The sequence below is a fragment of the Kitasatospora saccharophila genome (genome assembly GCF_039529925.1).
Classification (GTDB): Bacteria; Actinomycetota; Actinomycetes; order Streptomycetales; family Streptomycetaceae; genus Kitasatospora; species Kitasatospora saccharophila.
This window is the reverse complement of sequence record NZ_BAAANS010000036.1, coordinates 61,124-83,243: the sequence shown is the minus strand read 5'-3', so window position 1 is coordinate 83,243 and position 22,120 is coordinate 61,124. Positions and strand designations below refer to the sequence as shown.

Genomic DNA, 22,120 nt, shown 5'->3' with positions numbered 1-22,120 from the left:
GGGGTCAGCCCTTGCTGATCTCGGCCCAGCGGAACCGGTAGGCGCTGTTCAGCTTGTCGGGCACGCCCCGCACGTCGGAGCGGGTCACGATGGCGGTGGAGCCCTGCAGCAGCGGCAGCAGCGGCACCTGCGCGGCGGCGGCGTCCTGCACCTGCTCGATCTGCTTGGTGCGGGCGGCCGGGTCGGTCTCGGTCTGCTCCTGCTTGATCAGCGCCGCCACGGCCGGGTCGGCGTAGCCGCTGTGCACCCAGCTGTCCGGGACGAAGAAGGTGCCGATGTAGTTGTCGGCGTCCAAGTAGTCGGCGTACCAGCCCAGTTGGTAGAGCGGGTAGAGGTCGGCGACCCGGTCCTTGCCGTACTGGGCCCACTCGGTGGACTGCAGGTCGACCTTGAACAGGCCGGTGCCCTCCAGCTGGGTCTTCAGCAGGGCGTACTCGTCGGCCGAGGAGGAGCCGTAGTGGTCGGTGTTGTACTGCAGGTGCAGGGTCACCGGGGTCTGCACCCCGGCGGCGGCGAGCACCGCGGCGGCCGCGTCCTTGGAGGGGCCGCCGTTCTTGTCGCCGTACAGCTTCCGGTACGACGGGGTGGCGCCGGTGATGCCGTCCGGCACCGAGGTGTAGAGCGGCTCGAAGGTGCCCTTGTAGACCTGGGAGGCGAGTTGGGCCCGGTCGACCGAGTGCGCGACGGCCTGCCGGACGGCCAGCGCCTTGGCCGGGTCGGCCTCGGCGGTGGCGCTGCCGTAGGGCTGCGACTTGAAGTCGAAGACCAGGTAGCGGATGCCGTTGCCGGAGCCGGTGTGGACGCTGACGCCCGGCTTGCCGGAGAGGTCCTGCAGGTCGGCGATCGGCAGGGTGCGGTAGACGGCGTCGATGGCGCCCTGCTGGACGTCCAGCTTCAGGTTGTTCGGGTCGGTGTAGTACTTGAGCCGCACCTGCGCGGTCTTCGGGGTGCCCAGCTGGCCGCGGTAGGCGCTGTTGGCCTCGAAGGCGACGAGCGAGTTCTTCGCGTAGCTGGTGATGCCGTACGGGCCGTTCCAGGGGCGGGCCTTGACCACCGCGTCGTCGTCGAGGATCTTGTCGGCCGGGAAGACCTCCTCGTCCAGGACGCTGCCGGCGCCGGTGGAGAGCACCTGCGGGAAGAGGCTGTCGTTCGGGCTCTTCAGGGTGAACACCACGGTCAGCGGGTCCGGGGCGGCGACCGAGTCGAGGTCGTACAGCAGGGAGGACGGGCCGTTCTTGTCGGCGATCCGCAGCTGCCGCTCGAAGCTGAACTTGACGTCGGAGGAGGTCAGGTCGTGGCCGTTGGCGAACTTCAGGCCGGGCTTCAGGACGGCGGTGTACTGGTTCGGCGCGGTCAGCTTGACGCTCTCGGCGAGGTTCGGCGCGACGTCGGAGGTGCCGTTGGGGGCGCTGACCAGCGCGGCGTAGACCTCGTCCGCGATGGTGCCGGAGCCCGCGTCCCAGGAGCCGGCCGGGTCGAGGCTGACCACCTGGTCGGTGGTGCCGATGGTCAGGGCGCGGGCGGCGGCGTCACCCGAGGAGCCGCCGCCGGACTTCGCGCTGGTGCAGGCCGCGGCGGTCACCAGGACGGCGGCGCTCAGGGCGAGCGCGGCCAGCCGGCGGCGGGCCGGAGCGGGGCCGGAAGCGGGGGCGGGTATGGCGGAACTGCCGTTCCCGGCAGGGGGATTGAGCATGGTGGTTCTCCGGTTTCGCGGTGCGCGGGGGCGTCGGCGGGCGCGGGCTCGGGGCGGGCGCGGGCCGGGCGGGAGCGGGGCGGTGCGGTGGTCGGGCGGCGGCGCGGTGCGCGCGGGCTCACCTACAGAGCGAACTGGAGACCATGAGCAGGTCGATGTGGCGGCGGCTGTACAGAGCCGTGGTCACCCTCGTCCTCCCGGTCGTGGTCGGTCCGGTCGGGCGGGGTCGCGCTCCGGAACTCGTGGCGAGGCACGAAGCTAGATCAGCGGCCGGGGGCGGTCAAGGGGCGCGCAAGGGGGCCCTGACCAGGCGTCAATTCGCCTTCGCCACCCCGCCATCGGGGTTGGCGGGGCGCATTCCCCCGGTCGTCGGCGGACACCTCCGGTGACGGACGTTCACATCGGGAACCGGTATCGCCATACGACGGTAATGCAATCTTCACGGCTCGGTATCTACCCGCATAGACAGCTGACTGCCAGTCTGGCCCGGCACCGCCTCCCCGCCCCTCCGCCGAGTCCAGGAGCGCCCCCGTGCCGAACCGTTCCCTCCGCCGCCTCGCCGCCGTCGCCGCCACCTCCGTGCTCGCCGCCGGAGCCGTCACCGCGAGCACCGGCACCGCCCAGGCCGCCCTGCCCACCCCGGTCTCCGCCGCCACCGCCCGCGGCTACCTCGGCCAGTTGGCCGTCAAGACCGAGAACCGCACCGGCTACAGCCGCGACCTGTTCCCGCACTGGATCACCATCTCCGGCGCCTGCAACACCCGGGAGACCGTGCTCAAGCGCGACGGCTCCGGCGTGGTCACCGACTCCGCCTGCGCCGCCACCTCCGGCACCTGGTACTCCCCGTACGACGGCGCCACCTGGCACGCCGCCTCCGACCTGGACATCGACCACGTGGTGCCGCTCGCCGAAGCCTGGGACTCCGGCGCCTCCGCCTGGACCACCGCCCAGCGCCAGGCGTTCGCCAACGACCTGACCCGCCCGCAGCTGATAGCCGTCACCGACAGCGTCAACCAGGCCAAGGGCGACAAGGACCCGGCCGAGTGGCTGCCCTCGGTCACCGGCTACCGCTGCACCTACGTCCGGGCCTGGGTGCAGGTGAAGTACTACTACAACCTGGCCGTGGACAGCGCCGAGAAGACCGCGCTCACCAACGTGCTCAACGGCTGCTGACCGCCGCGCAGTTCACCCCGCGGCCCGCTCCGCGGCCCGTTCCGGGCCTCGCCCCGGCCCCCGCCCCGACCGTCCGCGCGGAACTCCCGCCCGGACGGTTTGGGGCATTTGCACCCGCGAATGACCGAAATGTCCGATCGGCGCGTCTTCGTCCTGGTCAACCCCCTTTTCCGGCATGCTTGCTGGCGGAACGACGGACGGTGACGGCCGACGGCAACGGCCGGCGGCAACGGCGGACGGCCGGATGCGGACGGCCGGGGAGCGGGCGGAGGGCGGGCGGATGGACAGGCGGAGCTTCCACCGGGCGGGGGTCGCGGCCGGCACCGGACTGTTCGCGGCCGCCGCGGGCGGACGGGCGTACGCGGCACAGGCCCACCCGACGCAGGCCCACGCGGTTCCGGTCCACCCGGAAGCCGCCTACGCGGCACCCGGGTACGGGGCACCCGCCTACCCGGCCCCGGCCTACGGGCCGACGGCGTACGGGAGTTCGGCCTACCCGGCGCCCGGCTACCTGCTGCCCCCGCACCCCGGGACCGGCTACCCGCCGCCCGGCTACCCGGCGCCCGGGTACGCCGAACCCCCGTACGTGGTGCCCGCCTACGTGGTGCCCCCGCGCGCCCCCTCCTACGGCGCGGTGCTCTCGGACGGCCTGACCGTCCCCTGGGTGCTCAAGCAGATCGCCGCCGGCGACCTGAACGTCTGCTTCGCCGAATGCGGCCCGCCCGACGGCCCGGTGGTGGTCTGCCTGCACGGCTGGCCCTACGACATCCACAGCTACGCCGAGGTCGCCCCGCTGCTGGCCGCCCGCGGCTACCGCGTCCTGGTGCCCTACCTGCGCGGCCACGGCCGCACCCGGTTCCGCTCCGAGCAGACCCCGCGCAACGCCCAACAGGCCGCCGTCGCCCGGGACCTGGTCGCCCTGCTGGACGCGCTCGGGATCAGCCGCGCCCTGCTCGCCGGATTCGACTGGGGCGCCCGCACCGCCGCCATCGTCGCCGCGCTGCGCCCCGAGCGGGTCAAGGCGCTGGTCTCCGGCGGCGGCTACCTGATCACCGACGTCCACGCGCAGGCCGACCCGCTGGGCGCGGAGGCCGAACACGCCTGGTGGTACCAGTACTACTTCAGCACCGAACGCGGCCGCCGCGCCCTGCTCGACCGCCGGCTGCGCCGCGACCTGTGCCGACTGGTGTGGCAGACCGTCTCGCCGACCTGGCGGTTCGAGGAAGAGGTGTTCGACCGCACCGCCAGCGCCTTCGACAACCCCGACTACCCCGAGATCGTGGTGCACAACTACCGCTGGCGGCTCGGCCTGGCCAGCGGCGAACGCCGCTACGACACCGACGAACGGCGGCTCGCCGACCGGCCGGTGATCACCGTCCCCACCGTCACCCTCGACGGCGCCCTCGACCCGTTCACCCCGCCCGGCCGCAGCCGCGGCTACCGCGACCGGTTCGCCGGACCCTACCTGCACCGCACCCTCGACGGGATCGGCCACAACCTGCCGCAGGAGGCACCCGGCGAGTTCGTCCGGGCGGTGCTCGACGCCGACCGGCTGTGACGGGGGAGCGGGGGGCCGGCCGCACCGAGGTGAAGCCCCGACGAACAGTCGGGACGCGCTCTGGACAAGCCGTTACCGGTGGGTAAGTCTCTGGTGGCGTGACCGAATCCACCAGCACCACCGCGCCCGCCGCCGTCGCGCCCCGCCCGCCGCGCCGCCGGGTGATCCAGGCCGCCGCCCTCACCGCCGGGGCCCTCGCCCTGCCGCTCACCGCCGCCGGACGCGCCGACGCCGCCGACACCCCGCGCTTCCTGCACGGCGTGGCCTCCGGCGACCCGCTGCCCGACGGCGTCCTGCTGTGGACCCGCCTCACCCCCACCGCCGACGCGGAACCCGGCTCCGGCCTCGGCCCCGACACCGCCGTCCGCTGGCAGCTGGCCACCGACCGCGACTTCACCGCCGTCGTCGCCACCGGCACCGTCACCACCACCGCCGCGACCGACCACACCGTCAAGGCCGACGTCCGCGGCCTGCGCCCCGACACCGCCTACTGGTACCGCTTCCTCGCCGACGGCGCCGCCTCCCCCGTCGGCCGCACCCGCACCACCCCCGCCGCCGACGCGCCGCTCGACCGGCTCCGCCTGGGCGTCGCCTCCTGCGCCAACTGGGAGGCCGGGTACTTCGCCGCCTACCGCCACCTCGCCGCCCGCGGCGACCTGGACGCCTTCCTGTTCCTCGGCGACTACATCTACGAGTACGCCACCGGCGCCTACGCCGCCCGCGGCACCGTGGTGCGCCCGCACGCCCCCGCCCACGAGATCCTCACCCTCGCCGACTACCGCACCCGGCACGGCCGCTACAAGACCGACGGCGACCTCCAGGCCCTGCACGCCGCCGTCCCCACCATCGCGATCTGGGACGACCACGAGTTCGCCAACGACGCCTGGTCCGGCGGCGCCGAGAACCACACCCCCGGCACCGAGGGCGACTGGGCCGACCGGGTCGCCGCCGCCAAGCAGGCCTACTTCGAGTGGATGCCGGTCCGCCCCTCCGTCGCCGGCACCACCTACCGGCGGCTGCGCTACGGCAAGCTCGCCGACCTGCACCTGCTCGACCTGCGCTCCTTCCGCTCCCAGCAGGCGTCCGTCGGCAACGGCGAGGTCGACTCCGCCGACCGCAGCATCACCGGCCGGGCCCAACTCGACTGGCTCAAGGCCGGACTGGCCGCCTCCGACACCACCTGGCGGCTGGTCGGCAACGAGGTGATGATCTCCCCGGTGGCCTTCCTCTCGGTGCCCGACTACCTGCTGCGCCCGCTCGCCCAACTGCTCGGCCTGCCCGGCGAGGGCCTCGCCGTCAACGTCGACCAGTGGGACGGCTACACCCACGACCGGCGCGAACTGCTCGGCCACCTCAAGGACCGGCACATCACCAACACCGTCTTCCTCACCGGCGACATCCACTCCGCCTGGGCCTGCGACGTCCCCTTCGAAGCCGCCACCTACCCCGCCTCCGGCAGCGCGGCCACCGAGTTCGTGGTCACCTCCGTCACCAGCGACAACATCGACGACATCCTCAAGGTCGCCCCCGGCACGCTCTCGCTGGTCGCCTCCGCCGCGATCCAGGCCGCCAACCGGCACGTCAAGTGGACCGACCTCGACTCGCACGGCTACGGCGTCCTCGACGTCACCGCCGACCGCGCCCAGATGGACTACTACGTCCTGTCCGACCGCACCCGCGCCGACGCCACCAGCCGCTGGACCCGCTCCTACCGCACCAAGAACGGCACCCAGCAGATCGAACGGGTCTACACCCCGCTCTCCTGACGCCCCGTCCGCCCGCCCGCCGCCCGCGGCCCCCTCCGGGACGCGCTCACCGCCCGTTCCTGGTGATGGAGCTGACGGAACGTCAGGAAGAAGCTACTGCCCGCCGGTGGAGCACCGTCAGGCGGCGGGCGCGGCGGGCGCGGCGGGCTTCCGGTCGGCGGGGGCGAAGCCGCCGAGCTGTTCGGCCTGCCGGGCCGTCCCGGTCAGCCAGTCCCGGAAGTGCTCGAAGGACAGCGGGCCGGACGCCGGGAAGCCCGGCCCCAGCGCCCCCGCCGGGAGGAACGCGGCCCGGCAGTTCCGGCACAGCCAGGCCGCCTGCCACACCCGGTGCACCAGCTTCCACTGCTCGGACGAGGCGGGCCAGCCGCCCTTCGCCGCCTGCCGCCGGTCCGCCGCCCGGCGCAGCGCCGAACTCGCCCAGTAGGAGCCCGCCATGACGGTGGCGACCACGACGGTGGCGACCACCTGGCCCGCCGTCGCCGCGCTCCCCGACCGCACCAGCGTCAGCACGGCGCGCACCGTCCACAGGCTGGAGAACGCGGCCAGCAGGAGCAGCCCCGTCGAGACCCCGCTCCTGCCGACCGGCTCGGGCGGCACGTCCAGCAGCCCGCGGTCCGGCTTGTCCAGCGGGACGTCGCGGTCCCGCAGCGCGGCCGGGACGGGCACGGTGCGGTCGGCCAGCGAGCAGGAGGGGCAGACGGCGGTCATCGGGGACGGCTCCGAGGTGGGGGAGGGAACGGGCGGGGGCGTCAGGCGGCGGGCGCGGCGGGTTTCCGGTCGGTGGGGGCGAAGCCGCCCGCCAGTTCGGTCTGCCGGGCGGTCTCGTTCAGCCAGTCCTGGAAGTGCTCGTACCGCAGCGGGGGAGAGGCCGGGAAGTCCGGCCGCAGCGCGCCCAGCGGGAAGAACGCCACCCGGCAGTTCCGGCACAGCCAGGCCGCCCGCCAGACCTTGTGCACCAGCGTCCACTGCTCGTACGAGAGCGGCCAGTGGCCCTGCAGGGCGCGGCGCCGGAGGTCCGCCCGGCGCACCAGCCCGCCGGCCACGGCCAGGACCGCCGAGAGCGCCACGTGCACCAGCAGCGCGATCACCGCGTACGGGGTGTCCGGGCCCGACGCGTGCTGCACGTCGGCGATCGACCTGACGATCCAGAATGCCTGCAGGCCCGCCAGCACGAACAGGACCACGCTGCCCCGGCTCGGGTTCTTCGGCTCGCGCGGCACGTCCAGCAGCCTGCGGGTCGGACGGTCCAGCGCGTCGGCCGGGTCGTGCAGCGCGGCCGTCACCAGCAGCGTCCGATCGGCCGTCGAGCAGGCGGGGCAGGCGGCAGTCATCGGGTGCGGCTCCAGGGGGCGGGCCCCCGCGGCACGCGGCGCGGCGGGGCGGAACGGAGGGGGACGGTCGGCCAGCACTATAGGCCCACCGAAGGACGCGCCCGAACCGAATATCCCGCCGCCCGCGATCCCGGACGCTCCGTCAGCCCGCTCCCACGCCCCGGGACCCTGCTCAGGCGGGCTCGGCCGGGCCGGGGACGCCGCTGTAGGCCGGGGCGAAGAAGACCAGGGCCACCAGGTCCTCGGTGATGTCGTGGAAGCGGTGCTCCTCCCGGGCCGGGACGAACAGCGAGCTGCCGGGGCCGACGTCGACGGTGCGGCCGCCGGAGGTGAACCGGGCCCGGCCCCGGGTGACCACGTAGACCTCGTCCTGCAGGTGCGGTGACTGGTCGTCGGTGCGGCCCGCCGGGAGGGAGTAGGTGCCGAAGCTCAGCGCGGGCACGCTCAGGTGCTCCGCGTAGTGGGCCGAGCCGTCCGGGGCGGGGCGGAAGCGCCCGCTGTCGATGATCTCCATGGCGGCCGATCCTCGCACGGACGGGCGCCCCCGGGGAGAGGGCGGCGGTGTTGCCGGGGGGATAGCAGCGGGCGGCGGCCCGCTAGGTTCGGGGGATGGACACTCAGGGAGCGCCGCCCGGCGGCGTACGGGCGGACCCGGCGGAGACCGACGCGCGCTGGGCCGCGGCCTGGCGGCCCGAACGGGTCGCCCGGCGGCTGGAAGGGCTCGCCGCGCCCTGGTACGTGGCGGCGGGCTGGGCCCTGGACCTGTTCCTCGGCGAGCAGACCCGGCCGCACGGGGACCTGGAGGTCGCGGTACCGGCCGACGCGTTCGGCGAACTGCGTTCGCACTTACCCGAGTTGGCGTTCGACGCGGTCGGCCGGGGGCTGACCTGGCCGGACGCCGGACCGGAAGCGCTGGCCGCGACCCGGCAGACCTGGGCCCGCGACCCGGCGAGCGGCCGGTACCGGTTCGACGTGTTCCGCGAACCGCACGACGGCGACACCTGGATCTGCCGACGCGACGAGGAACTGCGCCTGCCCTACCACCGGATCGTCGAGCGGACCGCCGACGGCATCCCGTACCTGCGCCCCGAACTGGTGCTGCTCTTCAAGGCCGGAGCGACCCGGGACAAGGACCGCGCCGACTTCGAACGCGTCCTCCCCCGCCTCGACCGCACCCGCCGGGCGGACCTGGCCCGCTGGCTGCGCGGGACCCACCCCGGCCACGAGTGGCTGGAGCGGCTGACGGCGGGTTAGACCTGCTCCTCCGGACCGCGCCGGGCACCCGCCAGCTGTTCGGACGCCGTCCGCCAGGCCCGCGTCACCGCCGTGCGGGCCTGCTCGGTGGCGGCCGCCACGTCGCCGCGCAGCACCAGCGGCGCCCCGACGTGGACGTGCACGCGGGGGCGGCGCAGCGGCGCGGTGAGGACGCCCGCGAGCTGCTTGGCGGTGGAGCCGGAGCTGATCCGGCGGGCCCCGGCCTGGCCGAGCGGGACGACCGGCGCGCCACCGGCGGCCAGCCGGGCCAGACCGCTGCGGAAGGGGCCGGGCGGGCCGTCGGCCGCGTCCACCCGGCGGGGCAGCCGACCCTCGGGGTAGATGACGACCACCCGCCCGGCGGCCAGGGCCTCGGCGGCGGCCGCCAGCGCCTCGGCGGCCCGCGCCGTCCCGCGGTGGACCGGGACGTGCCCCTCGCGGGCCAGCACCCGGCCCAGCAGCGGGATCCGCCACAGTCCGGCGGTCGCCAGCACCACCGGCTCGACGCCCAGGCGCCGTACGGCGGCGAGCACCACGCCCGGATCGACCAGCGAGGAGTGGTTGGGCGCGACGATGCTCCCCGGGGCGAGCACCGCACCCTCCTCCACGCTCACGCTGAACCGCCCGAGGACCGGGACGACGGCACTGGCGACGGCGCTCAGCATGGGCGGACTGCTCCCCGGGTCAGGATCGGACACCGCCGGGACACCCCGCGGCGGCCCGTCCATGATGCCGCCGCAGCGGCCCGTCCGGCCTGAGTCCGGATACTCATCCGGGGACGGGCCCGGGGGCGGCGGGCTCAGCCGCCGATCCGCCCGAAGGTCGGGGGGATCGGCAGGGTGCTCCAGCGGCCCACGGGCCAGACCAGGACGCGGGCGCGCCCGATGACGTCGTCGACCGGGACGAACCCGCCGCCCGGGTTGTGGAGTTGCTGGTAGCGGGAGTCGGCGGAGTCGTTGCGGTGGTCGCCCATCACCCACAGGAAGCCCGTCGGGACGTGGACGGTGCCGACCGGGAAGTCGTCGCAGGGGGTGGAGCCGGGGTAGATGTAGGGCTCGTCCAGGGCGGTGCCGTTGACCCGGACGGGCTGGCCCGCGTCGCACTCGACGGTGTCGCCGCCGACCGCGATCACCCGCTTGATCAGGTCCTTCTCGTTCGCGGCGGGGACCAGGCCGAGGCCGCTCAGCACGCTCCGCACGAAGGTGCCCGAGTCGGGCGCCTCGGCCAGCCAGCCGCCCGGGTCCTTGAAGACCACCACCTCGCCGCGCTGCGGCCGGTCGCCCAGCCAGGGGCTGAACTTGTCCACGGCGACCCGGTCGCCCTTCTCCAGGGTGCCCATCATCGAGCCGGACGGGATCACGAAGACCTGCACCAGGAAGGTCTTGATCAGCAGGGCCAGCAGCAGCGCCGAGGCGACGCACCCCAGCACGGTGCGGCCGCGGGAGCGGCCCAGCACCCGGCGCAGCGACGGCTTCGCCGGCCCCGCCGACCCGGCGGCGGGGAGCGGCTCCTCGGATCCGGGCTCGGACAGGGGATCGGGTGCGGCTCCCGGGTCGGAACCGGGTGCGGTGGCTGCGGTGTTCACGGTGGCTCCCGCTCGGGGCGCTCGGGCCGCGCCGCCGGGAGGCGGGTGACGGCGGTGGGTGGGGTGTGGGCGGGGGTGGGCGGGGCGTCGGGTGACGGGGGCTCAGTCGCGGCGGATCAGCGCCGGGTCGATCCGCCGCACCAGCAGCGGCAGCGCGCCCAGGACGGCGACGGCGAGCACCGCCGCGCAGGCGGCGAGGGTGCGGGCGAAGGCGGGCCAGTCCCACGCGTGGACCAGTCCGCCGTACGCGTCGTAGGCGCGCCCCGCCAGCGCGCCGGCGGCCACCGCCGGGAGCAGGCCGCAGCCGAGGAACAGCACGGTCTGGACGACCTGGGCGCGGCGCAGGGTGCGGCGCGGGACGCCGATCAGGGTCAGCGCGGTGACGTTGCGCCGACGCTCCAGGGCCCGGTCGAGCGCGGCGACCAGGTGGGCCAGGACGGTGACGGCCACGCCGAGCGCGGTGCCCGCGGTGTAGAGGGAGTCGACCAGCCGGGCCTTGCGCAGGCCGTCGGTGTCGACGCCGTACAGCACCGGTTCGGCGGCGGGCGCGGCCGCGGCGAGCCCGCCGAGCACCCGCTGCACGGTGGCGGTGGACGCCCGGGCGGCCAGGGTGAGGGTGCCGGTGGCGGCGGCGCCGTCCGGCAGGGTGCCCGGGGGCAGCAGCAGGCCCGTGCCGTACAGCGGGGAGTCGGCCGGCCAGCTGACCGAGGCCCGCCCGGACGGCACCCGGACGGTGACGGCGTCCGCCCCACCGTCCGCCCCGCCGTCGGACCCGTTGCCCGGGCTGCGGTCGGAGCCGCCGTCCGTCCCGCCGTCGGACCCGCCGCCCGGGCCGGTGGGGAAGCGCAGTTCGGTGCCCGGCTCGGGCAGCGGCACCCCGTTCCCGGTGTCCAGCAGCAGCGGCACGCCGTCGGTGCAGCCGAGCGGCGGCGCGGCGGTGAACCGGGCCAGGTCCGCGCAGGTGCCGAGCAGGGCGGTGGCGGTGACCGGCCGGTGGCCGGGGACGGTGCTGGGCGGCGGCACCAGGTTGCGCACGGTCAGGACCGCCCCGTCCACGCCCGGCAGGGCGCGCAGCCGGGCCGGGTCGAGCCCGGGGGCCTCCGCGCCGGCGACGCCGACGTACTGCACCGGCCGCCGCGGCTGCGCGGCCGCGTGCCAGTCGCGGAAGACGCCGTGCGCCAGGCCCAGGGCGAAGACGAACAGCACCAGCCCGGCGGTGGCCCGCACCGCCCCGCCCGGTTCCAGTTCGCCGCGGCGCGCGCCCAGCAGCACCGACAGCGAACGCGGGTCGCGGGCCGCCCGCCGGGCCAGGAACCGGGCCGCCAGCGGGTAGCAGGCGACCACCCCGTACCCGGTGGCGACCACCCCGGCCAGCAGCAGCGGCGCGGACAGCGCCCCGGCGGGGCGCCCGGAGCGGGACGGGGCGAGCCACAGCAGGCCGAGCGCGGCCAGGCCCGCCGCGAGCGGCAGCAGCCGCCACCGGGAGGGTGCTCGCGGCGGCCGCTCGCGGCGGGCCTCCAGCGGGCGGTCGGTCAGCGCGGACGTCCCCGCCCGGGAGATCAGCACCGCGCCCGCGGGCAGGCCCAGCAGGCACAGCAGCACGGTGGCCGCCGACGGCGCGGCGTCCCCGGGGAACCAGGCCAGCCCCGGCAGCCCGACCCGGCCGCCGGCCCGGGCCGCCAGCGCGTACCCGGCCAGGCCCGCCGCCGCGCCCAGCAGCGCGGCCCCGGCCGGTTCCAGCGCGTTCAGCCGGCGCACGTCCCGCGCGGACATCCCGGTCAGCCGGAGCGCCGCCAGGGTGCGCAGCCGGCTTGCCGCGGACAGCCGGTTGCAGCCCGCCAGGAACAGGCCCAGCGGCAGCAGCACGAACACCGCCAGCATGAACTCCAGCAGGTGCAGCGTCTTCCCGTCGAGCAGCGCGGGCGGCCGGAACGCCAGCCCGAAACCGCCCAGCGGCTGCCCCTGCTCCAACTGCCCCCGCTGCACGCCGAGGTAGGCGTACAGCTCGTCGGGAGCGGCCAGCAGCGCCCCGGGCAGCACGCCCGCGACGGTGCCGGGCAGGCGCTCGCGCAGCGCGGGCTCGGCGGCCAGCAGGTCGCGCAGGCGCGGGGAGACCAGCAGTTCGCCGGGGCGCGGCGCGCTCGCCCCGCCGGGCAGGACGACCCGTCCGGGGGCGGCGATCAGCACCTCGGTGAGCGCGTCCGTCCCCCAACTGCCCTGCACGGTACGGAAGGAGGCGCCGTCGAGGGCGGGCGCGCCGGCCTGCGCCGGGTACGGGGTGCGGTGCTGCTCGTGGACGGTGCGGGCCTCCAGCAGCTGCGGCAGGGTCAGCACGGCGGCCAGGCAGGCCGCGCCGAGGGCCGCGCCCAGCGCCATCAGCAGCAGCCGCCAGCGGCCCCGCCGCCCCGCGCCCCGGGTCAGCGCCCAGCCCAGGCGCAGCACCGTCACCGCGCGGCCCCGGCGGAGAGCCGGCCGTCGACCAGGTCCAGCCGCCGTCCGGCGGCGGCGGCCACCGTTTCGTCGTGCGTCACCAGCACCACGGCGGTGCCGCGTTCGGCGCTCAGCGCGAGCAGTTCGGCGAGCACCAGCCGGCCCGCCGCCCGGTCCAGCGCGCCGGTCGGCTCGTCGGCGAACAGCACCGCCGGGCGGTGCACCAGGGCGCGGGCGACCGCGGCGCGCTGCGCCTGCCCGCCGGAGACCAGGGCGGGACGGCGGTCGGCGAGGTGGTCGATGCCGAGGCGGGCCAGCAGCTCCAGCACCGGGCCGCGGGCCCGCCGCCCGCGCTGCCCGGCCAGCACCAGGGGCAGCGCGACGTTCTCGGCCAGCGTCAACTCCGGTACCAGGTCGCCGAACTGGAAGACGAAGCCGAAACTGCGGGCGCGCACGGCGGACAGCTCCCGGTCGGACAGCGCGGCCAGGTCGCGGCCCTCGAACAGCACCCGCCCGCCGGTGGGGCGCAGCACCCCGGCCAGGCAGTGCAGCAGCGAGGACTTGCCGGAGCCGCTGGGGCCGGTGACCGCCGTGACGGTGCCCGCCGCCACCGCGACGTCCACCCCGTGCAGCGCGGGCAGCGTCCCGTAGCGCAGCGCCACCCCCTCGGCCCGCAGCAGCACCCCGTCGTCGCGCGACACGGACGACCTCCCCCCGGTAGTCAGCCGGAGACCCCGCTCCGGACGGCGGTCATCGTACGTGCACCGCACGTCTGTGCGGCGTAAGGCCCGGGAGGGCGCTGGGGAGGGCGCTGGGGAGGGGGACGGGGAAGGGGACGGGAGGACGGGGGAGGGCGAGGGAGGGGACGGGAACGCAGGTGTGCCGCGACCCGTCCCCCAACCGGTCGCGGCACACCCGCCGTGCTAGTTACCGCTCACTGCCGCCGTCGTCGCCGACGTGTTCCCGGTGGCTACAGACGCTGCCACAGGGCCGGGACGACGTCCGGCGTCCAGGTGCTCTGCGAGGTGTGGGCCTGCAGGCACTTGTAGCTGACGCCGTTGTAGGTGACCACGTCGCCCGCGTTGTAGGAGACGCCCGCGGCCCAGGTGCCGCCGCCGGTGCCGCCGCCGTTCACGACCAGGGTGTAGCCGGTGCCGTGGGTGGCGGAGGAGCCGGTGCCGGTGACCGTGATGGTGTAGGTGCCGGCGGGGGTGGAGGAGGAGGTGGAGACCGTCAGGGTCGCGCTGCCGCCGCTGGTGACGGAGGACGGGCTGAACGAGACGGTGGCGCCGGACGGGGCGCCGCTCGCGGTGAGCGACACGGTCTGCGCGCTGCCGGAGCTGGTGGCGGTGGAGACCGTGGCGCTGGCCGCGGAGCCCGCCTGGACGGTGCCGGTGGACGGGTTCACCGCGAGGGTGAAGTCGTTGACCGGGGTGGTGGTGCCGCCGACCGAGGTCTTCCAGATCGCGTACGCCACGCCGTCGGCGTTCCGGTTCAGCACCGTCGCGTTGACGTTGGAGGTGGTGTCGCAGGAGGAGTGGTAGCAGGAGTCGTAGGACGCGTACGCGGTGCCGCCCCACTTGGTGGCCTGCGCCGGGGTCTTGGTGGCGTCGGCGCCCGCGGCGTAGCCGGAGGTCGGGATGCCGCCCTGCTGGAAGGAGTAGTCGTCGGAACGGCCCTGGCCCTCGACGTTCTCCTCCGGCTGGAGGTTCAGCGAGTCCCAGTACGCCTTCAGCGGCGCGGCGGTGGCCGAGCTGACGTTGTTGATGAAGTAGCCGGCGTTGGTCGAGCCGACCATGTCGAAGTTGTAGTAGCCCTTGATCGCCGAGCGCTGCGCCGAGGAGAGCTGGCCCACGTAGTACTGCGAGCCCTGCAGGCCCTGCTCCTCACCGGCCCACCAGGCGAACCGGACGTGCTTGCTCATGGTCGGGTTCTGCTGCGCCAGGACGAGCGCGTTCTCCAGCAGCACGGCCGAGCCGGAGCCGTTGTCGTTGATGCCCGGGCCGGCCGAGACCGAGTCCAGGTGCGCGCCGAACATGGTGACCTGGTCGGACGGGCCGCCCGGCCAGTCGGCGATCAGGTTGTTGGCGGTGTAGGTGCACGAGGTGCAGGTCTGCTCGGTGACGGTGTAGCCCGCCGCCTGCAACTTGCCCTTCACGTACGCCAGCGACTGGGTGTAGCCCGCGGTGCCCGCCCGGCGGTTGCCGCCGTTCTGCTGGGCGATCGTGTACAGCTGGCTCAGGTGCGTCTGCACGTTGGCCACGTTGATGTCCGGGGCCGAGCCGCCGGGGTTGCCCCCGCCGCCGGTCACCGTCAGCTGGTACTGCGCGGTGTGGGTGGCCGGGCCGGTGCCGGTGACGGTCAGGGTGTAGGTGCCCGCCGCGGTGTTCGCGCCGACGTTGACGCTCAGCGTCGCCGAGCCGCCGGACTGCACGCTGGACGGGGAGAGGGTCGCGGTGGTGCCGGTGGGCGCGCCGGTCACCGACAGCGAGACGCTCGCGGCCGAGCCCGCGGTGACGGCGGTGGAGACCGTCGCGCTGGTCGAGCTGCCCGCCTGCACGGAGCCCGAGGAGGGGCTCAGCGCCAGCGAGTAGTCGTTGTTGGTCGCGGCGCAGGTCGGGTCGCCGGCCTGGGCCGGCACGCTGACGGCGTCCCACGCCGCCTTGGTGCGGTTGAAGAAGTTGCAGCTCGCGTCGAGGTTCTTGGCCGCGGTCAGGGTCGCGGTCCGGTACTTCTTGTACGTCATGCCGCTGGTCTTGAGCAGCATGCCGCCGTAGAAGACCCGGCCCGCGTCCCGGATGCCGATGCCGGTGACGGACGAGGAGTTGCAGGTCGGGCTGGACGGCTTGCCGCCGCCCGGGCTGGAGCCCTCGGCCAGCAGGTAGAACCAGTGGTTCAGCGGGCCGGCCGCCGCGTGCTCCTCGGTGTTGGGGATCGACGCCGAGTAGCAGTTCGGGTTGCCGGAGACCTGCGAGGGGTTGTACATCACCCGGATCGGGCCCTGCCCGACCAGGTTGATCATCTCGCCGACCGTGTAGTCCGGGGAGTCGTACGGGGCCGGCTCGTTGGCGTACGCCTCGGTCAGCGCGCCCATGATGTCGCCGGTCGCCTCGCCCAGGCCCGCCTCGTTGTTGGCGCCGCCCGGCGTGTACTGGTCCAGGCCGTGGCCGAACTCGTGGCCCACCACGTCGATCGCGGCGATCCACTCGTTGGACTGGCTGTGGCCGATCGAGATGGTCGAGCCGTCCCAGTACGCGTTGACGTCGTTCAGGCCGACCTTGACCGGCCAGCTGCCGCCGTTGCCGTTGTGGCCGTTGCGCCCCAGCCAGTCCCGGAGCATGTCCCACTCCTTCTGCGCCGCGAACATCGCGTCGGCGCAGCCGGTCTCCTTGGACGTGGCGGCACCCGTGCCCCAGGAGTCGGTGGACTTGCTGAAGACCTGGCCGGTCGAGTAGTCCGAGCACTGCAGGCCCGGACGGCTCGGGTCGCGCAGCGAGTAGGAGCTGCCCGAACCGGTGGTGTTGATGGTCAGGCCCGCCGGGCCGTTCCACTTGCTGTTGATGGTGCCGGCCTTGACGTCGTCGTAGCTGTCGGCCACCTCGCCGGTGACCGCGTCCACGAACACGTGCAGGTGGCTGGGCCGGCCCTCGGCCGAACCGGTCAGCACCGACTCCCAGGCCAGCCGGGAGGTGCCGTCCTTGACCCGGACGACCAGCCGGGGCGCCTCGGCCGAGTCGACCTTCGCCAGCTCCGCGCGCGCCGCCCGCTCCGCCGCCGCCGCGCTCACCTTCGCCTTCGTCGGCACGCCGACCGGCCCGGACGCGGCGTTCTGCACGCCGCGCACCTTGCCCTGGCCGTCGGCGAGCACCACCGCGTCGCCGCCGACCACCGGCAGGCCCTTGTAGCTGCGCTCGTACGAGACCGAGTACAGGCCGTTCAGGAACTGGGTGACGCCTCGGCGCTCGTAGCTCTCGTCCGGGCCCTTGGCCAGCGCGTCCAGCCCGGCCGACGCCGCCAGGTCCGCCGCGGAGACGGCGGCGGCCAGCGGGGTGGGGGCCGGCGTGGCGAGGGGAGGCGCGGCGTTCGCCTGTCCGGCGAAACCACCGAGCAGGCCTCCCAGCACGGCCAGGGTGGTGCCGGCGGTCAGCAATCTGCGTTTCATCAGAGCTCCTCAGCTCTTCGGGTGTGGGGGTGCCCGGAACCCTCACACCGCCGCCATGGCCCGGTCAACGGAGCTGACAATCCCCGGCACGGGATGGCAAATTCCGTCAAAGACATTGATCTAGAAGCGAATTGGCAGGCCGTCAGCAAGGGTCCGCAGGGCACCGGCGCAGGGTCCGAGCAAGGGCGATGGCAAAGAAGAGGTACAGACCACGCCATGTACGAGGTGCGGTCGGGGCGGGTACCGTCGCGGTACGGCAACAGGAACGGACCAGGGGAGGTGTCGGCGCATGCTGGGCGCACCCAACCCGGTCGAACTGCCGGACGGCGGAAGCTGGCAGGAATTCGGCGCCCTGCTGCGCCACTGGCGCCGCCACGCCGGCTGGACCCAGGCCCAACTCGGCACCGCCGTCGGCTACGACCACACCGCCGTCAGCCGCCTCGAACACGGCGCCCGCCGCGCCACCCCCCGCCTCGTCCGGCAGATCGACGAACTCCTCGGCACCGGCGGTGAACTCACCCGCAGCTACCACCGCGCCGAGAGCGCCGAGGGCGACCGCCCCGCCCTCCCCCCGCACCTGCTGCGCCCCCCGCTGCCCGCCACCGGCGGACCCGTCCCCACCGCCCCCGTCCCGGTCGACGACTGCCCCGCCAGCCTCCCCGACCACGACGTCCAGTGCCCGCTGCACGGCGCCACCGGCTGCCAGCCCCCCCCCCCCGCCGCCGCCCTCGCCCTGCTCGCCCCGTTCTGCGCCGACCCCGCCGCCCCCCTCGACACCGACACCGTGCACGCCCTCGCCGCCGTCCTCGGCGCCCAACTCCACAGTGCCGACCGGGCCGTGGGCGAACGCGGACCCGGCAGCGTGATCGAGGGCACCCTGCGCGCCGTCGTCGCCCGCCTCGCCGACGCACCCGTCCGCCACCGCCGCGTCCTCGCCCGGCTCGCCGCCGAGTACGCCCACGCCGCGGGCAGCCTGCGCCTGCACGGCGGCCGCCCCGCCACCGCGATGGCCTGCTTCGACCGCGCCCTCGGCTGGGCCGCCCTCGCCGGCGACCCCACCACCCAGGCCGCCGCCCTCAGCGACATGGCCGTCCTCGGCCTCCTCGACGACGACCCCGCCGCCGCCGGCGACTACGCCCGCGAGATCCGCCGCGCCGCGCCCGGCCGCCACTGGTCCGACGCCCTCGCCACCCTCGGCGAAGCCCGCGCCACCGCCCTGGCCGGCGACATCCACGCCACCGTCCGCCACATCGGCCGCGCCCGCCAGCACCTCGACCGACCCGAGGACCTCCCCGACACCGAGGCCCGCGTCCCCTGGCTGGCCCCCGCCGCACTCCGCCTCCGGATCGAATCCGGCTCCTCCGCGGCCCTGCGCGACCTGGCTGCCGCCACCGCCGACCCCCGCCTCGCCCGCCACGCCCTGACCGCCGCCACCGCCGCCCTCGACCTCCTCGCCGACGGCCAACTCCCGGTCGCCCGCGCCATGCTCACCGTCCGCATCGCCGACTGCCACCTCTGCGCCGACGACCCGCACACCGCCCTCGCCGCCCTCGCCCCCCTCCTCGACACCGACGGCACCCCGCTCCCGGCCCTGGTCCGCCACGAACTGCGCGGCCTGCGCGGCCGGTTGGCGGCGGGCGCGGGGCGGTGGGGGGTGGAGGCGGCGGAGGTGGTGGTGCGGTTGGGGGCGGTGGTGTGAGGGGGCGCTGCGCTGGGCGGTGAAGGGGGCGCGTTCATGTGTGCGGGGGCGACGAGGTGTCGTGACCGTGCGGCCGGGCGGTGCCGGGGGCCGGGAAAACCGGGTGCACGGGGCCGGGGACGGGGCACAGACTCGGTGGGTGGACATCGATCAGGACGCGGTGGCGGCCGCTTTCGGGCTGGGGCGGCCGTCGGGGCCGTGGCGGGCGCTCGACAACGGGGGCGCCCCGACCGGGGCCCGGGTGCTGGAGACCGCGCGCGGGCGCTGGACGGTGCGGACGGGCCGGCTGCGCAGCGAATGGCACCACCGACAGGCCCACCGGGTGCAGAGGTTGCAGCGGGCGGCGCTGGCGGCGGGTATCGAGATGCCGCGCCCCGTCGAGCCGCCCCGCCCCGCCGTCGGCTACTGGCACCGGCTCGCCGGTGACGAGGTGGTCCAGGTCGGCGAGTGGCTGGACGGGCACGACCTGCGGCGCCCCGGCGCCGATCTCGTGGCGGCCACCGAGTGGACGGGCCGCACCCTGGCCCGGATCGCGGTGCTGGACACCGGCGGGGAGCAGCCGCCCGCGCCGCACCCCGTCGAGGAGTGGCGGGAGTGGGTGGCCGAGGCCGAGGCCGGCGGCCTCCCGGTGGCGGCCCCGGCCCGGGCGCTGCTCCCGGCGGTCGCCGACGCCATCGCCCTGGTGCGGGACGCGCAGCGCGCCGCCCCCGCCGCCGTCCTGGTGCACGGCGACACCTCCCGGGCCAACGTGCTGCGCACGCCCGGCGGGTACGCGCTGATCGACTGGGAGAGCGTCCAGCCGGAGGTCCCCTGGTGGGACGCGGTGAGCGTGGCCTTCCGGTTCGCCACCCCCTTCAACGGGCCCACCGTCAGCGCCGACCCCCGGACGGTGCGGCCGCTGCTCGCCGCCTACCTGGACGCCGGCGGCCCGGGCGGCCCGGCCGAGGAGTCGGCCTTCGCGGGCCTGCTGCGCAGCCAACTCGCCTCCACCGCCTGGTTCCTGTGGCTGGCGATGGGCCACCGCGAGGCGGACGCCGGGCAGCGGGCCTTCGGCCTGCGGGTGGTGACCGACACCGCCCGGGAGCTGCCCGGGGTGCTGCGCGGGTTGCCGGACTGGACGGCGCTGCTGCGCTGAGCGGGCCCGTGGCCGCCCCGGTGCGGTCGCGCTGAGCGGGCCCGTCGCCGCCCCGGTGGGGCCGCCGTCGGCGGGGAACGGCCGGTGTGGCAGCATCCCGCCATGTCTCTGACGACCTGGAGCCACGACGGCGGCCTGTACTGCGCCCTGTTCACCGAGACGGGCGTGGACGGCAGCCGGCTCGGCCACTTCGAACTCAGCGCGGCCCGACTGGTCCCGAGCGGTATCCCGTCCGTGCCGGACTCGCCCGCACCCGGTCCGACGGCCCTGACCGTGGTGGCCCCGGCCCTGGACCCGGGCGACCAGCCCGTGGTCTTCTTCGGCGACGGTCCCACCCTGCCGTTCGCGGTGCTCCAGCACTTCGTGGCGATGGTGGCGGCCCGCCTGGAGGGCGCGGGGACGTGACGGCCCGCTCCCGGCAATGTCATTACCCTTCCTTGGGGAAGGACATATGATCACCTGGTCCTCGGCCCCGCCCCGCGCGGGCCGACGAGCCAGTGCGCCCGCCCGGGCCGGGCCCGGGCGGGGAGACATCCGACGACGGGGGAGAGGCCGATGGCGGCAGAACGGAACGACGACCTCGGGGGTCCGGAGATCACCGACGACGAGCTGCTCGACGTCGCCGACAACCCCGAGCAGGCCGCCGAACTGCACCGCGCCCTGCGGACGTTGGCGAAGAACGACAAGGTCGGCCCGGAGCTCCAGCAGATGGCCCGCGAGGTGCTCAGCGGTCGGATCGGCATGCGCGACGTGATCGAGTCCGACCGCTACCTGTCGGCGATCGGCGCCCGCCTGGGCGAGATGCGCACCGCGGCGGAGAACCTCTCGCCCGAGGAGCGCGAAGCCTCCGACCGGCGGGCCGTGAAGCTGCGCGAGGACTACGAGGCCGAGCACGGACCGGACCCGCACGCGGACGACGAGGACTGGACCATCCGGCGCGACGAACGCCCCTGAGGCGCTGCTCACCGCCCGCCCCGCCCCGCCGCCGTCCGGCAGGGCGTCTCGCACCGCCACGCCTGAACCGAGCCCCGGGCACCGGACGGGGCGCCTGACGGCCCGTCCGGACACGCCGGAAAATCCGGTGCCCCCGGGGCGGCGCGTTGCTACGGTGACCGGATGGCAGTGCTCAGACAATTCCAGGTCACCTTCGACTGCGCCGACCCCGCCCGGGTCGCCCGCTTCTGGTGCGAGGTGCTCGGCTACGAGTCCAATCCCCCCAAGGGCTTCGACAGTTGGGAGGAGTACCAGGCCGCCCAGCCGCCCGAGGAGCGCGGCTCCTGGTCCGCCTGCACCGACCCCACCGGCGTCGGCCCGCGGCTGTACTTCCAGCGCGTCCCCGAGGGCAAGGCCGTCAAGAACCGGGTCCACCTCGACGTCCGGGTCGGCACCGGCCTGATCGGCACCGAGCGCCTCGCCGCCCTGGAAGCCGAGTGCGCCCGGCTGCTGCCGCTCGGCGCCGTCCGGGTCCAGCTGCTGTACGACGGCGGCGACGACTCGTGCATCGCCATGCAGGACGTCGAGGGCAACGAGTTCTGCATCGACTGACGCCGCCCCGGCGCCGCTCGACCGGCGCCGGCCCGCCACTGCCACCGGGAGCGCCGGGTTGGCGGCCGCGCGCTGGGCCTGCTCCGGGCCCGCCCCGGTGCGGCTCCGGCTCGGCCCGGCGCCCTCCGGCGTCGGCCCCGAGGCCGGCTCCGGCAAGGGGGTCGGCGCCGTGACGGGTTCCGGCGGCCCGGATCCGGGCAGGGTGCCCCCATGCTCTTCTTCGACGTGCTGGCCGTGGCGTGGCTCGTGCTCGCGGGGTTCTTCGTCCTGCTCGGCTGCGTCACGGCGGTGTACGTGTTCCGGCTGCACGGGCGGGAGCGGCGGGCCCTGCGCGGGGGCAGCCGCGTTCCGGCGCGCTGCGTCGAGGTCCGGCAGGAGCGGCCCCGGTACGCCGAGCCCCGCCCGAAGAGCCACCACCCGCCGAAGCCGGAGTTCGTCCTCGAGTACGCGGGCCCCGACGGCGCCCCGCAGCGGCTCGTCACCAGGCGCCTTCCCGAGGGGACCGCGGTGGGCGACGAACTGGCCGTCGCCTACCGCCCGGAGCGTCCCGCCGAGGGCGTGCTGGTGACCGGGCGGAAGCGGACGGCGCTCACCGACACCGGGCGGGTCCTGGGCGGCTTCCTGCTGTTCCTGCTGGTGGCGGCGGTGATCGCCGCCGCGGGCGCGGCCTTCCTGCACGGCCTCGGCGAGGAGATCGCCCACGGCGACCCCGGCTGGACGGATTTCTGACGCCCTGGCCGGTCGGCCGACGGCGTGTCCGTCCGGAAAACAATTCGTACGGTCGTGCTG

The 22,120-nt window shown here is 75.4% G+C and carries 19 protein-coding genes; 10 read left to right on the top strand and 9 right to left on the bottom strand.

Annotation, left to right across the window (positions count from 1 at the left end):
* Window positions 1–4: 4 nt before the first annotated feature.
* Window positions 5–1,693, bottom strand: a complete 1,689-nt coding sequence (locus ABD345_RS24950) for an ABC transporter substrate-binding protein (RefSeq protein ID WP_344554841.1) — start codon at window positions 1,691–1,693, stop codon at window positions 5–7.
* A 531-nt stretch (window positions 1,694–2,224) separates the two neighbouring features.
* Between ABD345_RS24950 and ABD345_RS24945 the strand changes: the two genes are divergently transcribed.
* From ABD345_RS24945 to ABD345_RS24935, 3 genes are all read left to right on the top strand, one after another.
* Window positions 2,225–2,866: an HNH endonuclease family protein gene (locus ABD345_RS24945; RefSeq protein WP_344554840.1), complete on the top strand. Its 642-nt coding sequence runs from the start codon at window positions 2,225–2,227 to the stop codon at window positions 2,864–2,866.
* A gap of 280 nt (window positions 2,867–3,146) precedes the next feature.
* On the top strand, window positions 3,147–4,424 hold the full coding sequence (locus ABD345_RS24940; RefSeq protein ID WP_344554839.1) for an alpha/beta fold hydrolase: 1,278 nt from the start codon (window positions 3,147–3,149) through the stop codon (window positions 4,422–4,424).
* Window positions 4,425–4,522: 98 nt separating this feature from the next.
* Window positions 4,523–6,190, top strand: a complete 1,668-nt coding sequence (locus ABD345_RS24935; RefSeq protein WP_425556873.1) for an alkaline phosphatase D family protein — start codon at window positions 4,523–4,525, stop codon at window positions 6,188–6,190.
* A gap of 117 nt (window positions 6,191–6,307) precedes the next feature.
* Here ABD345_RS24935 and ABD345_RS24930 read toward each other — a convergent pair whose 3' ends face one another.
* From ABD345_RS24930 to ABD345_RS24920, 3 genes are all read right to left on the bottom strand, one after another.
* Window positions 6,308–6,898 (bottom strand): hypothetical protein, encoded by a 591-nt coding sequence (locus tag ABD345_RS24930; protein WP_344554838.1) that lies wholly within the window; start codon window positions 6,896–6,898, stop codon window positions 6,308–6,310.
* A gap of 41 nt (window positions 6,899–6,939) precedes the next feature.
* The gene (locus ABD345_RS24925; RefSeq protein WP_344554837.1) at window positions 6,940–7,521 is read right to left on the bottom strand and encodes a hypothetical protein; all 582 of its coding nucleotides are present in this window, start codon (window positions 7,519–7,521) and stop codon (window positions 6,940–6,942) included.
* A gap of 172 nt (window positions 7,522–7,693) precedes the next feature.
* The gene (locus ABD345_RS24920; protein WP_344554836.1) at window positions 7,694–8,035 is read right to left on the bottom strand and encodes a cupin domain-containing protein; all 342 of its coding nucleotides are present in this window, start codon (window positions 8,033–8,035) and stop codon (window positions 7,694–7,696) included.
* A gap of 95 nt (window positions 8,036–8,130) precedes the next feature.
* Here ABD345_RS24920 and ABD345_RS24915 point away from each other — a divergent pair, with 95 nt between their 5' ends.
* Window positions 8,131–8,775, top strand: a complete 645-nt coding sequence (locus ABD345_RS24915; RefSeq protein ID WP_344554835.1) for a nucleotidyltransferase domain-containing protein — start codon at window positions 8,131–8,133, stop codon at window positions 8,773–8,775.
* On the opposite strand, the gene ABD345_RS24910 is transcribed toward ABD345_RS24915, so the two are convergent.
* The 5 genes from ABD345_RS24910 to ABD345_RS24890 all read right to left on the bottom strand — a co-directional run bounded on the left by ABD345_RS24910 (window position 8,772) and on the right by ABD345_RS24890 (window position 16,952).
* Window positions 8,772–9,440: a lysophospholipid acyltransferase family protein gene (locus ABD345_RS24910; protein ID WP_344554834.1), complete on the bottom strand. Its 669-nt coding sequence runs from the start codon at window positions 9,438–9,440 to the stop codon at window positions 8,772–8,774. The two genes, ABD345_RS24915 and ABD345_RS24910, sit on opposite strands and share 4 nt — an antisense overlap.
* 134 nt (window positions 9,441–9,574) lie before the next feature.
* Window positions 9,575–10,360, bottom strand: coding sequence for a signal peptidase I (gene lepB / locus ABD345_RS24905; protein ID WP_344554833.1), 786 nt, complete (start codon window positions 10,358–10,360; stop codon window positions 9,575–9,577).
* A gap of 102 nt (window positions 10,361–10,462) precedes the next feature.
* Window positions 10,463–12,808 (bottom strand): ABC transporter permease, encoded by a 2,346-nt coding sequence (locus tag ABD345_RS24900; protein ID WP_344554832.1) that lies wholly within the window; start codon window positions 12,806–12,808, stop codon window positions 10,463–10,465.
* Complete coding sequence (locus ABD345_RS24895) at window positions 12,805–13,491, bottom strand: ABC transporter ATP-binding protein (protein ID WP_344554831.1); 687 nt, start codon at window positions 13,489–13,491, stop codon at window positions 12,805–12,807. The genes ABD345_RS24900 and ABD345_RS24895 overlap by 4 nt, the downstream gene beginning before the upstream one ends.
* A gap of 269 nt (window positions 13,492–13,760) precedes the next feature.
* Window positions 13,761–16,952: a M28 family peptidase gene (locus tag ABD345_RS24890; RefSeq protein ID WP_344554830.1), complete on the bottom strand. Its 3,192-nt coding sequence runs from the start codon at window positions 16,950–16,952 to the stop codon at window positions 13,761–13,763.
* Window positions 16,953–17,241: 289 nt separating this feature from the next.
* On the opposite strand from ABD345_RS24890, the gene ABD345_RS24885 reads away from it, so the two are divergent.
* From ABD345_RS24885 to ABD345_RS24860, 6 genes are all read left to right on the top strand, one after another.
* Window positions 17,242–18,651 carry an NsdA family TPR-like regulatory protein gene (locus ABD345_RS24885; protein ID WP_344554829.1) on the top strand — a complete coding sequence of 470 codons (1,410 nt, stop codon included), beginning with the start codon at window positions 17,242–17,244 and terminating at the stop codon, window positions 18,649–18,651.
* Between the two features lie 139 nt (window positions 18,652–18,790).
* Window positions 18,791–19,786 (top strand): aminoglycoside phosphotransferase family protein, encoded by a 996-nt coding sequence (locus ABD345_RS24880; protein ID WP_344554828.1) that lies wholly within the window; start codon window positions 18,791–18,793, stop codon window positions 19,784–19,786.
* A gap of 102 nt (window positions 19,787–19,888) precedes the next feature.
* Window positions 19,889–20,191 carry a hypothetical protein gene (locus tag ABD345_RS24875; RefSeq protein ID WP_344554827.1) on the top strand — a complete coding sequence of 101 codons (303 nt, stop codon included), beginning with the start codon at window positions 19,889–19,891 and terminating at the stop codon, window positions 20,189–20,191.
* A gap of 150 nt (window positions 20,192–20,341) precedes the next feature.
* Window positions 20,342–20,740, top strand: a complete 399-nt coding sequence (locus ABD345_RS24870) for a hypothetical protein (RefSeq protein WP_344554826.1) — start codon at window positions 20,342–20,344, stop codon at window positions 20,738–20,740.
* A 162-nt stretch (window positions 20,741–20,902) separates the two neighbouring features.
* Window positions 20,903–21,331, top strand: a complete 429-nt coding sequence (locus ABD345_RS24865; RefSeq protein ID WP_344554825.1) for a VOC family protein — start codon at window positions 20,903–20,905, stop codon at window positions 21,329–21,331.
* Window positions 21,332–21,541: 210 nt separating this feature from the next.
* On the top strand, window positions 21,542–22,060 hold the full coding sequence (locus ABD345_RS24860; RefSeq protein ID WP_344554824.1) for a DUF3592 domain-containing protein: 519 nt from the start codon (window positions 21,542–21,544) through the stop codon (window positions 22,058–22,060).
* The last annotated feature ends 60 nt before the right edge of the window (window positions 22,061–22,120 follow it).